Here is a 13,219-nt window from a genome sequence, read left to right as displayed (position 1 = left end):
CTGGCAAGCAGGCGGCCCATTTCTTACGCAAGACCTAGACGTTCGAAAATCATATCAACATTTTTCAAATGATAGTTGTAATCGAAGCAGTCAGCGATTTGTTCCGGTGTTAAACGTGACGTGATTTTTTCTTCTGCTTCTACTAATGAACGGAACGGCACTTGCTTCTCCCACGCTTCCATTGCCTTTGGCTGAACCGTGTCATATGCCTCTTCACGTGCCATGCCTGTATCGATTAATGCAAGAAGAACGCGCTGTGAGTAAATTAAGCCAAGTGTGCGGTCCATGTTGCGTTTCATGTTTTCAGGGAAAACCGTTAAGTTTTTCACGATGTTTGAGAAACGGTTGAGCATATAGTTCAGTGCAATTGTTGCATCTGGTAAAATGATGCGCTCAGCAGATGAATGAGAAATATCACGCTCATGCCAAAGTGGTACATTTTCATAAGCTGTCAGCATATATCCACGAATCACGCGGGCAATTCCCGTCATATTCTCAGAACCGATTGGGTTACGCTTATGCGGCATCGCTGATGATCCTTTTTGTCCTTTGGCAAAGAACTCTTCTACTTCACGTGTTTCACTCTTTTGAAGACCACGAATTTCAACAGCAAATTTCTCAATGCTCGTTGCGACTAAAGCTAGAGTAGCCATGTAATCTGCATGGCGGTCACGCTGCAAGGTTTGGGTTGAAATTGGTGCAGCTTTGATGCCAAGCTTCTCACATACATATTGCTCAACAAACGGGTCGATGTTCGCATATGTGCCAACAGCTCCAGAGATTTTGCCGTATTCAATGCCAGCTTTTGCTTGTTTAAAACGTTCTAGGTTACGCTTCATTTCTTCGTACCAAAGACCAAGCTTCAGGCCAAATGTTGTCGGTTCAGCGTGTACACCGTGTGTACGGCCCATCATGACGGTATATTTGTGCTCTTTTGCTTTTTCTTTTAGTATGTCAACAAATCTCTCAATGTCCTTGAGCAAGATATCATTCGCCTGTTTTAATAGATATGAAAGCGCCGTATCCACTACGTCTGTCGATGTTAATCCGTAATGAACCCACTTTCTTTCTTCTCCTAGAGATTCAGATACAGCACGCGTAAAGGCAACCACGTCGTGGCGCGTGTCTTGTTCAATCTCCAGAATACGTCCAATATCAAAGCTTGCATTTTTGCGCATTGTCACAACGTCTTCTTTCGGAATGACGCCAAGCTCTGCCCAAGCTTCACAAGCGAGAATTTCTACTTCAAGCCATGCATTAAATTTGTTTTCCTCTGTCCAGATTGCTGACATTTCTGGTCGTGCGTAACGTTCGATCATTTCCCGTTTCCTCCATCTCTTTCAGTCCATATCTTTGTGATGTTTGTCATCCATTCATCATCGAGCTGTTTCATAAACGTCATATGCCCCATTTTGCGGCCGGCTTTTACTTCATGCTTTCCATATAGATAAAGCTTCGCTTCTTTGAGAAGCTCAGGATGCTCTTTTGGAATGTCCACTTCATCGCCTAATAAATTCACCATCATTCCCTCTGATAAAAGGGCTGTACCGCCAAGCGGCAAACCACATATAGCGCGGACGTGCTGTTCAAACTGACTTGTCTCACATAAATCGAGTGTATAATGACCAGAATTATGCGGTCGTGGTGCCAGTTCATTGACGAGCAGCTTTCCGTCATTTGTCAGGAACAGTTCTACAGCAAGAGTACCAACCAGCCCCAGCTTTTCAGCAAGTGTTGTTGCCAGTTCTTTCGCCTTCTCCTGAATGCGGTCCTCTACCCTTGCAGGTACAATGCTTTGGAACAAAATATTATGCTTATGAATGTTCTCAGCGACTGGGAATACTGCAATCTCTCCATGAACAGAACGAGTGACGATCACTGAGAGCTCCATTTGGAATGGAACCCAGCTTTCTAAAATACAAGTTCCATGTGTGAGCAGTGCAGCTGCTTCCTGAAGTTGTCCTTTTTCTTTAATGACGTACTGTCCTTTTCCGTCGTAGCCGCCTCTGCATGTTTTCAGCACGGCTGGCAAACCGAGCACGTCCACTGCGTCTTCCAGCTCTTTTTCATCATGAATGATGCGGTAAGGCGCTACTTCACAGCCTGCGTCTACAATTCCTTTTTTCTCGGTCTCACGATTTTGAGTTAAAAGGAGAAGGTCGCTTCCTTGTGGTAAATAGGCTTCTTCCTTCAGCTGATTGAGTGCATCATAATCAATATTTTCAAACTCATAAGTCACCACATCGCTGATGTCTGCCAGCTTTCGAATCGCTTCAAGGTCACTATATGCGGCTGTGATTTCTTTATCGGCAACCTGTCCGCAAGGAGATTGTGCGACTGGGTCTAGAACTGCTGCCCGGTACCCCATTTGCTTTGCGCTGACAGCCATATATCTGCCAAGCTGTCCGCCGCCAATGATCCCGATGGTTGCGTTTGGAAAAATGGTCTGCTTAGCCAAGCTGATCACTGCTTTCTAGTACAGTCTGTTTTGTCTGCTCTCTTCTTTCTTCAAGGCGAGCTGCGACCTTTTCATCAAATGCTGAAATCATTTGTGCGGCAAGAAGGCCTGCATTTGTTGCACCGGCTTTGCCAATGGCTACTGTAGCAACTGGTACACCGCCTGGCATTTGAACGATGGATAATAAGGAATCCAGCCCGTTTAGTGCCTTTGATTGTACAGGCACACCAATGACCGGCAGTGTCGTTTTTGCTGCGACCATCCCCGGTAAATGTGCTGCGCCTCCAGCACCGGCAATGATGACCTTTAGTCCTTTACCTCTTGCTTCAGTCGCATATTCAAACATCAAGTCAGGTGTCCGGTGTGCGGATACTACCTGTTTTTCATACGGAATGTCTAATTCCTCTAAGATGTCGCACGCATTTTTCATTGTTTCCCAATCAGATGTACTTCCCATGATGACACCTACAAGCGGCTTCATTTTGTCCCCACCTTTAAGCTGTTATTCGATTTTGTATCGTTTGACACGCTTCCCAAACCTAAGCAGCTTGTCAAACGCCGAACAAAAAGGCCCGATTTGCATTGCATTGTTAGGAAGCAACACAAACCGGGCCATGGTAAGCGCTGTTCGCTTTTGAATTGCCATGTCAGTTTTGTTCACTATCCTGCATAGTCCAGTCATTTACGGTAACTGGGTAGAAACTTATGGGCCATATTCCCAAGATTATATGAGGCTCGTGTTTTGATTTCATGTTTATCTTAACAACGGATGTTCATGATGTCAACGGATTTATCGAACAATCTATGAAGTCGTCGTTTTAATGTTCGGATTTAGACTATTTTTCCTTCAAATACGATTTTTTTCCCAATCGGAATGATCTGAATCGACCCATTTTCCTTCTTTTCCTGAAAAATCGGTTCCTCCATTCGTCGGACAGGCGAGTAGCCTTCCGCTGCCATCTGGGACAACACTTGATCAATCGTCATGTTGTCTTCCACATAGAATTTTTTCTTCTTTGGTTTTGCGGTCATTCTTTAATTCTCCTTTTCTTCACAGCCTTCACCCAGAAGCCGCCGTGAATCGATTTGGGCTCATATGAAATGATAAACGCCTTTGAATCCAGCGTCTTAATCGTTTCATATAATTGCAGTTCATATTTTCTCGGTGTTAAAATTTGCAATGCTGTCCGGTCTCCTTCAAGACCGCCTGCTACCCAGCTGGTGACACCATATCCTTTTTCTCTCAATTGTCTTGGGAGATCGACATCCAATTCTTTTGTGATCACGTTAACAGTTGTGTAGCCAAGTGCCAGCTTCTCTTCAATTTTCATCCCGACAATGATCCCCATCCCATAACCTAGCGCATACGCAATGACATTTTGTATTTGATCTAAGTTATCTAAAACGATACTTAACCCAATGACATAAATGAGCATTTCGATCGTACCCGCAAAAGCAGCTGCGTACCGTCTGCCTTTCATCGTTAAAATTAAACGCATGGTGGAAAAAGAAACATAAACAATATTAATCACTAAAATGATTAAAACCATGGTGAACGCATTGGATAAAAGTTGTTGAAGCACGATTCGAACCCCCTGCACTAAAAAATCAAATAAAGCACCCCATATTCTACTAGAGAACATACCTTGATACAATCAAATTTACGCGATCAAAACACATATATCTTTCGACAACAAGGGTGGTGTTTGTTACCAAGAGTTTACCCGTTTTTTTCTCTTCTCAACATGAAAACCCCCTTTTTCAAAAAAGGAGGTTTTCAGTGTGTTTTATCCGAATCGAACAGGAACAAGTGATGGAATCAAATACTCCCCGACTATGCCCCAGAGCAACGCAATGATGACAAGCTCAATCAATAAAAAGATCCAGCCTGCATACATCAAATCTCCACGTACGGCATCATGCTCCGATTGAATCGAGCGAAAGAGCACGACCGCAATCAACTGAAGACCGACAAACATCATCACGGATAATATGACGGTCACATATGGAATATTCAGCATGGCAAATACAAGCCAAAGGATGGATAAAACCAACACCGGCACAAGCGCAGCGCCAAACTTCATGATCACTTCTTTCAGTGATATGTTTCCTTTTAGCATGTACTTTCCGAGCAGCCAGACGGTAAGCATCATCAATGTCAACAAAATGAGTGTAAAGACCGCAATCCTCAAAAAGGCGTCACCAAAAGAATAATGAATGCCAAAGCCTAATAAACGGGTCTTTGACGCCTTTAATTGAACATAGTTGCCTAAAGCAAAAAACACGCTGAATAACACAATCGAGATCCAGGCGTACTTCATACGCAATGTTTCCGCTTGATTAATGGCCCGGCTCGGTGATTTTAACATCGCCAGTCCATATGAACCATAACGCTTAAACGCGCCTCCTACACCTTGCAGTATACGCTGTATAGCTGAGCGCTCATCATCCGCTGTTTTTGAGGTTCTTCCTCGTTTTGCAGCGCTGCGGCTGAGGCGGGATTGCCTTGTTTCTTGATCTATTGATGACTCTTCGTTTTTCTTTTCAGATGTCCCCTGATCTTGATCTTTCTCTAACATCTCATATCAACTCCTATCCAATCCTTACAGTGCTAAAAGTGCATGAACTGTTCGGATGACTCCTCTTAAAGTAGCGGAGTCTCTCTATTCAGTCAAGATTCCTTGACGTTCATACGAATAGACGGATAAAAGGCAGCAGAGGTTTTAAAATGGAGAGAAAATAAGACAAAACAAAAAAGCTGACGGCCTCCATCAGCTTTTTATCATGTTGAAATCCGTCAAGAACGATATTGACTCCGCTTTCCTTGCTGGACCCGGAGATTCTCCTGATGAGCGGGGAACCGAGTCTTTTTGGTCGTATCAACCTGTGTAATATGTCCATTATGAATGGTGATGACCACTGATCCATAGTCGATCCCTTTTAAGGCAGATAAAATATAATTCAGCTTTTGTTCATCCATCGCTCATCCCCCTATTTTTGTTTTCGCTCTTTTAAATAGAGAACCTCGTTTTCCAGCTCATGAATTGTATAATGCATGAGCGCTTCCTGTTTTTCTTCATGCCCCCATAAAAGGAGCTTTTGAATCAGCACCTGCTTTTTTCGTTCAATCACCTGTCGAAGCCAGCGTGACAAAAGACATCTCCTCCCCTTTTGAATGTCTGCAAGAAAAAAAGGCACCCTGAAACCTTCTATTAAAAAAGGAAATCAAAGCGCCTTTGGTGATCCAATCAGCGAATTATGTCTTTTTATCATAAACACATAATTCCTATAAGTCAACTATGTTTTGATTTTTTTAACAAAAAACAGCAGCTTCCATGAGCCGCTGTTTCAAATGTTCAATTAATGATTTAAGAAAGCAAAATATAGAATAAAGATGACAAACAATCCGTACATAATTGGATGTACTTCTTTCGCTTTCCCTTTAAAGATCATCGTAATCGGGTAGAAAATAAAGCCAACCGCAATCCCTGTTGCAATACTGTATGTCAGTGGCATCATAATCATCGTTAAGAAAGCTGGTACCGCAATTTCAAAACGATCCCATGCAATCTTCGCCAGCGGAGCGACCATCAGTGCACCAACAATAATCAAAGCAGGTGCTGTCACATTAGGTGTAACAATGGATAAAAGCGGTGAGAAGAACATCGCCAGCAAGAAGAAAATCCCTGTGACGACAGCTGCAAAACCAGAACGCGCACCAGCAGCAACACCTGAGCTAGATTCAACATAAGACGTTGTTGTAGATGTACCAAGAATAGAACCTACAACGATTGAAGAAGAATCCGCCAAGAGTGCTCTTCCTGCACGTGGCAGCTCATTATTTTTCATTAAACCAGCCTGTGTTGCCACAGCTACAAGCGTACCAGCTGTATCAAAGAATCCAACGAAAAGGAACGTTAAAATCACAATAAGCATTTGAATGGAGAATATTTCTGGTAAGTGAATCAAGGCTTGACCAAAGGTTGGAGACAAGCTTGGAATACTTCCCACAATTTGAGACGGTACTGGTATAAGACCAAAAATCATCCCGGCAATAGCAGTCACAAGCATCCCAATGAAGACACCTGAATTCACACGAAGAACCATTAATATAACAGTCACTACGATACCAAACACCGTTAACAGAACCGGACCACTATGAATATTTCCAATCGAAACGAGTGTATTATCATTATTGGCGATAATGCCAGAGCCTTGAAGACCGACAAACGTAATGAACAAACCAATACCTGCACCAACTGCCAGCTTCAGCTCAGCCGGAATGGCATTGATGATTTTTTCACGGAAACCTGTTAAAGAAAGAGCAACGAAAATCAATCCTGAAACAAACACACCTGAAAGTGCAGCTTCCCATTTGATGCCCATGCCAAGCACAACCGAAAAGGCGAAGAACGCATTCAGACCCATACCGGGTGCAATCGCAATCGGATACCTGGCGATCAATCCCATCAGAATACACCCTGCAGCAGAAGCTAACGCCGTTGCTGTAAAGACTGCCCCCTGATCAATTCGTAATTTATCTGGAAAATCCGGCACAGACACTAATGCAAGTGTGATCGGATTAACAAACAGAATGTAAGCCATCGACAAAAATGTGGTTAAACCACCGATGATCTCTCTGCGGTAATTCGTACCTAACTCATCAAACTGAAAAAACTGTTTCAAGCCAACTGACTCCCTTCATGTCCTTTTGCTTTAGTCTGTCCCATTCACTAGTCAAATAAAAAACGCCCCAACAATTTTGGGACGCTTGACTACATATGTGAATTCAGACTGTGACATAAAACAAGAACAATGCATGATTTATATCAAACGAGTGTGAATTGACGTAGTCAAGCCATTTACGGTAGCTTGGTAGAAACTTGCGGGCCATATCCCCGCGATTATACGACTTCTATCTATTTGATTTCTGTGTCTATTGTACCAACTTCATTTTTAAAACACAATACGAAAAGCGAACATTTTTCAAAGAAATGTCCGCTTCATTCGGCTTATTACACGAATTTGGAAATTCATATCTAGTTCTTTATACACCCTTCTCCAAATCCTTCTCTTTTGCAAAAACCGCTTCGGCTACATGGAAAAACTCTTTCACTGCCGGAGAAGCTTGAGAGAGCGACGGACAGGCAAGCGCAACCTCACGATGATGAGAGACATTCAGGTGACGAATATGCACAAGCTGCTGCGTTTTTAAAAACAACTCCGGACCAATCGTGACGCCGAGTCCTTCCCCGACCATACGGGCAATGGTCGTACAATCATGAACTTCAAATAAAACAGCTGGCTTCATTTGCGCCTCCGAAAAAATATCCTCTACATGTGATTGATACATGCCAGTCGGCATAATAAATGGTTCATCTGCCAAATCTGTTATATCTACAATGGGCTGCTGCTCATACCGATGATTTGGGTGATAGGCGACCACCATCTCATCTTTCATAAGCGGCAGTAAATCAAAGGCTTCATCCGCATGGCCTTTCACAACAAATCCAACATCAATGATGCCTGAATCCAGCCACTCCAATATTTCTTCATACGTTCCCTCATAAAATTTAAATTCGATTTTTGGATGTTTTTTCTGATAGCTCACAAGCAGTTTAGGCAATAAACAAGCAGAGGCACTGGCAAATGTGCCGATACGAATCATACCTGTTTCAATATTTTTCGTTAACGCAATTTCTTGCTGAATTTTCTCCAATCTATTTAACACTTCTCTAATATGCGGGAGAAGCGTTTGACCAATGTCCGTCAGCATAATGCCCTTTTTTCGGTCACGAATGAATAAAGACACACCCCACTCTGACTCTAAATTTGCCACTGCATGACTCACAGCTGACTGCGTCATATTTAATGCTTCAGCTGCTGCTGTAAAACTGCCAAGCTCCACCACTTTTGCGATAATATCAAAGCGAACAAAGCTCATGAGTATTTACTCATCTCCTTCATGAAAAACATCAATTTTACTTATGTTAGCACGGAATTTAAACTAAAGACAACGTATCAATATGAAGGAAGGGTTCAAAATGAAAAACACATCTCATCAGCTATTGATTGTTCTTTTAGCTGTCGGTTCATTTGTCACAGGCACGTCAGAATTCGTCGTGTCAGGCATTCTAGATATCATTGCTGTTGATTTACACATCTCTATTCCTGCTGCCGGACAGCTCATCACCGTCTATTCTCTTTTTTATGCAGTAGGCGCTCTCTTTTTAGTCATGGCAACGTCGAAGCTGAACCGAAAAAAGGTTTTGTTATCAGCTATTTTTGTGTTTATTTTAGGCAATATGCTCGCCTTTTTCAGCCATCATTTTGTACTGCTCCTGCTCTCTCGGGTCATCATGGCCATGAGCGGCGGCTTATATATTGTCGTCGCCACGAATTATGCAGCGCAGATCGCCCCGCCAGAAAAAAGGGGAAGCGCAATGGCGACTGTCATCACTGGATTCACTGTTTCACTCGTATTTGGTGTGCCGATTGGAACATTTCTATCAGGCCATGTGGATTGGCACTATATTTTTCTCATCATTGCACTAGGTACTGCTTGTCTCTTCTTGCTTCTTTATCAATTGCTGCCACGCATAGAGGGACACTCTCATCTGCCATTGAAGCAGCAATTACACATCCTTCAAGACCGCAGAGTGATCAGCGGATTAGCCACGACGGTCTTTTGGATCTTAGGCTACACGATGGTCTTTGCTTATATCTCTCCTTTATTACGACAGACCGCCGGCTTTTCACTTGAAATGACAAGCATGGCCTTGCTCGTCTTAGGCATTTCTGCTTTTATTGGCTCACGCTTTGGCGGATTCGCCGTCGATCAATGGGGACCAAACCGAACCATCTCGATCAGCATCATGATCCAGATGTTCGCTCTCTTTGCCTTATTCTTTACGCAATTCTCTACAATTAGCGTCTTGATCACACTCGCCATTTGGGGCATCGCCACATGGACAACAACACCAGCGAAGCAATACTATCTGATCTCCCTTAAACCCCAAGCATCAGAAACCGTGCTGAGCTTTAATACAGCGATTATGAACATCGGCATGATGCTCGGATCGTCTATGGGCGGTGTGATTATACAGTATACAAATGTAACAAATTTAAGTTGGATTGGCGGATTAGCTAGTTTTGTGGCGTTGATGTTGATTCGGTATTCTTTTTATTTACACAAACGTGCCCAACGAAAGACACCGGAAAACCAATAGAAAACATTTCAATTTTTGGTATGATGGAAGAAACTGAATTAAAAAGGAGTTTTCCCCTTGTTTCTATTCAAAGAACCCGCGTGTGCTAGCTGTAATAAAAAGATAGAAGGAATGACAGAGGTGAAGGCTTGGCTGAGGAATGAAGAAAAGAGGGTTTTTATTGTAAGACATGTTATGGAAAAGCAACATAAAAACAAGCATTTCAATTGAAATGCTTGTTTTTACTTTCTACTTTTTTATTTCCGTTTACTACGAAGTTCAATGAGTGCTAGTTTATTGTCATTGAAAAAGAACTCTAGAATGATACCGTTTGATTGATCTTGATATTGTATACCTTTGCTATACCCCTCGACAAACCAGAGCTTCTTGAATTGATCTCCATATGTTTGTATCACAGATGAATAATCGTCTCCAATAGTGACTCCCTTAGATGTTTTGAGTTTTTTCTGTTTTGACTGATTGTAAATAGATGTAACTCGATGATGTTGATCAACTGATACTACAAAATCTTGATTTTCTTTTTCCATATAGACCCTCTGTTTAGGATGGGAGAATTGAGTATTCTCCACAAAAGTATGATCTCTCTCAAATTTTTCACCAATCTTAAAATGACCTAGCGATTCATTTGTTAAAGATACAGAGTGAAAATTAAAAAACATAGCCACCCAAACAAATAGTGCGGTTCCTCCTAAAACAGAACCTACAATCACTAACACTTTAGAATGGATGATTCCCTTTTTAAACAAATAGATCGCTAAAGATACGATGATCATCACGATGACGATCATAATTAGAAAAATACCCATTTCAATTATCCTCTTTTGCTTTTAATCGAATTCTGTTTGTGAATTATCCCCGCAATCACATTCTCACATATTATACCAAAGCATTACACAAAATCGACCAGTACAGGTATAATTTAAATAAAATTGCACGAGGAGAAAAATATGTATAGACATAAACTGATATTCCCGCAATCATTTCCAACCATACATACCGAAAGACTAATCTTAAAACAAGCAACAATCGAAGACGCTGAGGATATGCACATCTACTTATCCAATGAAACCGTGTGCCGCTACATGGGCATTGATGCTCATGAAACGATTGAAGACACAAAAGGAGAAATCAAGTGGTATCACGACATCTTCAAAGAACAAACAGGCATCCGCTGGGGCATTTCTCTAAAAGATGATCCTGCGATCATCGGCAGCTGCGGCTTTCTCAACCTAGAAAAACAGCACTGCCGCACGGAAATCGGCTATGAATTACACCACGATCATTGGAGAAAAGGCATCATGAGCGAAGCAATTGCTGCGGTGTTACGATATGGGTTTCAGGAAATGTATCTGAATCGGATTGAAGCGATTATTGATCCAGCAAATACGTCCTCTGTTCAATTATTGGAGAATGTTGATTTTGTTCGAGAGGGTTTATTAAGGGAGTATGATCTTGGTCAGAATGGGTTTGATGATGTGTTTATGTATTCGATTTTGAAGAGGGATTACGAGAAAAAATAGACTATTACTTTTCTTAATTACAAGTTAAAAGTTATTGTTTTCCTTCCTAAGTAATTTATGTTAATATTAAATTGCTAGTACTATTATCATTTACAAGAGTACTAGGTATGTTGTATAACAATGTCAAGAGATATTACTGTGAAAGCTGAAACTTGTATACCGTATGCTAATCTTAAGATCAGCATACTAGATAAGTAGCATACCAAAGTTATATCTATCATCATAGAACACCTCACCATCAGAACTTGTCTTCTTGTTATATTATACATTATTTGTATTTGTGAGTATTAACTCACCCCGCCATACCATATAATATGCCGCGTGGTATAGTAGAGCCTAAGGATCGCGGCGCTTTAGGCAGAGTGCAAGTCAGAAGAAATATAGTAGCGGGACTAGGTCTGTACTTGCTCCAACAATAAAAAGGGGATGTGAGTTTTAAATGGTACATAAATATCCATCTAAACCTTACTTGCATTTTGATAAAATTGCGTCTTTTAATAAAAAGGTAGAAAACTACGTCCTGGGTTTTAAACAAAACCCATCCCATAGTTTTCTACCTTTAATTTTTAGTGAGTTAACCTTTGAGAAGTTTAACGATATTAAAGATGAAACTGCTATAAAGAGAAACGGTCAATTAGTACCTATTAAAGAAAAAAAAAGACCGATTATGTATGCTGCTCATATAGATAACTTTATATACAAACATTACAGTTTAGAGTTAAATGACTTATATAATAGGTATGTTAAAGATAAACAAATTGATGAATCTGTAACTGCCTATAGAAACAACAAAAAAAGACAAAACAATATACATTTTGCAGCTGAAGTAATTAACTTCATTGCGAAGAATCCAGATTGCTATATATACATAGGAGATTACCAAAATTTTTTCGACACTTTAGATCATAAATTACTTAAAGAAATGATTAACTTGATTTACGGAAGTAAAATGCCAACGCATCAATATAAAATCTTCAAGAGTCTCACTAAATATTCATACATTAATAAAAAAGAGATAAATTTAAGATTGGGTGAAGATAAAGAAATATTTAGAACTAACCAAACCAGTTATTTCACTTCATTTAAAGAGTTTAGAAAATTCAAAAATGGGAGAAGCTTACTTACAAATGATAACAGCAAAATTCTAAAAGTAAATACGGATATAAAAGGCATTCCTCAAGGAACAGCTATGAGTGCTATTTATTCTAATATATATATGATTAAGATCGATGAATATATTACTAATTTATTAGATAGCTTAGGAGGTTTATATAGAAGATATTCTGATGATTTCATATTGGTTTTAACTAATATAAACGAAAAAAATTTTTATACTATTAAAAATCAAATAGAGAATCAAATCAAAAAATACAAATTATTAATTCATCCCCAAAAAACGCAAATCTTAACTTTTGACGGGAGAAAAATTTTCGATATTAAATCTCAAAGCCTTTCTAAAATTGATTATCTAGGATTCATTTTTGATGGTAATGAAGTTAGAATAAGAGAAAAAAGCATTTATAAATACTATAGAACTGTTTATAAGTTAATAAAGAAAGGAGAAATTGTTTCAAGAAAAAAGGGCTTTACTAAAGATCGAATACGCTTAACTTATAAAAGAAAAATATATCAACATTATCATCAGTTAGGAGAAAGAACTGACATAAAATATAACTATAGGAAAAGAGAATTCGGAACATTTATCACATACGCAAATAAGTGCAATAAAATATTTAATGAGATTTCGCCGCTTACTACGAATTTAATGAAAGAACAAATTAAAAACCACCAAAAGAAAATCAACAAAAAAATCCAGAAGTCTTTAAATACTCTAATGGATTGATGTTAATGGATTCATTACCTAAAGAAAAAGTAACTTTTATCTCATGTCAAATCAACCAATAGTAGTTTCACACAAGTCGTGGCACGTAGAGACTTTCACACAACAAATAGATTAAGTCCATTTACAAATATCATTTAGTAACTTTGCTAAATTCGTATTAATGAGAAGT

14 protein-coding genes and 2 riboswitches are annotated in these 13,219 nt (G+C 40.0%); of the genes, 3 read left to right on the top strand and 11 right to left on the bottom strand.

Translation table 11 applies throughout. From position 1 onward, the window contains the following. Positions 1–23: 23 nt before the first annotated feature. The 10 genes from purB to MHB67_RS03085 form a co-directional block, all read right to left on the bottom strand. Positions 24–1,319, bottom strand: a complete 1,296-nt coding sequence (purB, locus tag MHB67_RS03130) for an adenylosuccinate lyase (protein ID WP_024426701.1) — start codon at positions 1,317–1,319, stop codon at positions 24–26. After that, positions 1,316–2,458 (bottom strand): 5-(carboxyamino)imidazole ribonucleotide synthase, encoded by a 1,143-nt coding sequence (gene purK / locus MHB67_RS03125; protein ID WP_248351194.1) that lies wholly within the window; start codon positions 2,456–2,458, stop codon positions 1,316–1,318. The genes purB and purK overlap by 4 nt, the downstream gene beginning before the upstream one ends. Continuing rightward, entirely contained in the window at positions 2,451–2,939 is a 489-nt protein-coding gene (gene purE / locus MHB67_RS03120; RefSeq protein ID WP_073204107.1) for a 5-(carboxyamino)imidazole ribonucleotide mutase, read from the bottom strand. Before purE ends, purK begins: the two co-directional genes overlap by 8 nt. A gap of 169 nt (positions 2,940–3,108) precedes the next feature. Then, positions 3,109–3,210: riboswitch (purine riboswitch) on the bottom strand. Between the two features lie 79 nt (positions 3,211–3,289). Beyond that, on the bottom strand, positions 3,290–3,490 hold the full coding sequence (locus MHB67_RS03115; protein WP_012009137.1) for an NETI motif-containing protein: 201 nt from the start codon (positions 3,488–3,490) through the stop codon (positions 3,290–3,292). Then, positions 3,487–4,041 (bottom strand): DUF2179 domain-containing protein, encoded by a 555-nt coding sequence (locus tag MHB67_RS03110; RefSeq protein ID WP_024424505.1) that lies wholly within the window; start codon positions 4,039–4,041, stop codon positions 3,487–3,489. The genes MHB67_RS03115 and MHB67_RS03110 overlap by 4 nt, the downstream gene beginning before the upstream one ends. Positions 4,042–4,245: 204 nt before the next feature. Then, on the bottom strand, positions 4,246–5,037 hold the full coding sequence (locus MHB67_RS03105; protein WP_103132267.1) for a hypothetical protein: 792 nt from the start codon (positions 5,035–5,037) through the stop codon (positions 4,246–4,248). Between the two features lie 218 nt (positions 5,038–5,255). Then, positions 5,256–5,438, bottom strand: a complete 183-nt coding sequence (locus MHB67_RS03100; RefSeq protein ID WP_234107621.1) for a YezD family protein — start codon at positions 5,436–5,438, stop codon at positions 5,256–5,258. A gap of 11 nt (positions 5,439–5,449) precedes the next feature. Further along, a complete protein-coding gene (locus tag MHB67_RS03095) occupies positions 5,450–5,611 on the bottom strand; it encodes a hypothetical protein (protein ID WP_166644707.1) in 162 nt (53 codons plus the stop codon). 207 nt (positions 5,612–5,818) lie between these two features. Next, a complete protein-coding gene (locus tag MHB67_RS03090; protein ID WP_056767517.1) occupies positions 5,819–7,144 on the bottom strand; it encodes an NCS2 family permease in 1,326 nt (441 codons plus the stop codon). 144 nt (positions 7,145–7,288) lie between these two features. Further along, positions 7,289–7,390: riboswitch (purine riboswitch) on the bottom strand. A 115-nt stretch (positions 7,391–7,505) separates the two neighbouring features. Further along, positions 7,506–8,402: a LysR family transcriptional regulator gene (locus MHB67_RS03085; protein WP_103132266.1), complete on the bottom strand. Its 897-nt coding sequence runs from the start codon at positions 8,400–8,402 to the stop codon at positions 7,506–7,508. Between the two features lie 100 nt (positions 8,403–8,502). Between MHB67_RS03085 and MHB67_RS03080 the strand changes: the two genes are divergently transcribed. Continuing rightward, positions 8,503–9,687: an MFS transporter gene (locus MHB67_RS03080; RefSeq protein ID WP_342492775.1), complete on the top strand. Its 1,185-nt coding sequence runs from the start codon at positions 8,503–8,505 to the stop codon at positions 9,685–9,687. A 236-nt stretch (positions 9,688–9,923) separates the two neighbouring features. Here MHB67_RS03080 and MHB67_RS03075 read toward each other — a convergent pair whose 3' ends face one another. Further along, complete coding sequence (locus MHB67_RS03075) at positions 9,924–10,493, bottom strand: hypothetical protein (protein ID WP_103132264.1); 570 nt, start codon at positions 10,491–10,493, stop codon at positions 9,924–9,926. A gap of 141 nt (positions 10,494–10,634) precedes the next feature. Between MHB67_RS03075 and MHB67_RS03070 the strand changes: the two genes are divergently transcribed. Together MHB67_RS03070 and MHB67_RS03065 are read left to right on the top strand one after the other, a co-directional pair. Next, positions 10,635–11,207 (top strand): GNAT family N-acetyltransferase, encoded by a 573-nt coding sequence (locus tag MHB67_RS03070; protein WP_342492774.1) that lies wholly within the window; start codon positions 10,635–10,637, stop codon positions 11,205–11,207. 439 nt (positions 11,208–11,646) lie between these two features. Continuing rightward, on the top strand, positions 11,647–13,050 hold the full coding sequence (locus tag MHB67_RS03065) for a reverse transcriptase domain-containing protein (RefSeq protein WP_103132262.1): 1,404 nt from the start codon (positions 11,647–11,649) through the stop codon (positions 13,048–13,050). Positions 13,051–13,219: the final 169 nt, after the last annotated feature.

Source organism: Bacillus sp. FSL H8-0516 (assembly GCF_038635285.1).
In the GTDB taxonomy this organism is placed as follows: Bacteria; Bacillota; Bacilli; order Bacillales; family Bacillaceae; genus Bacillus; species Bacillus safensis.
Note: the sequence above shows the minus strand (reverse complement) of the source record. Positions and strands in the feature narration are given on the sequence as shown.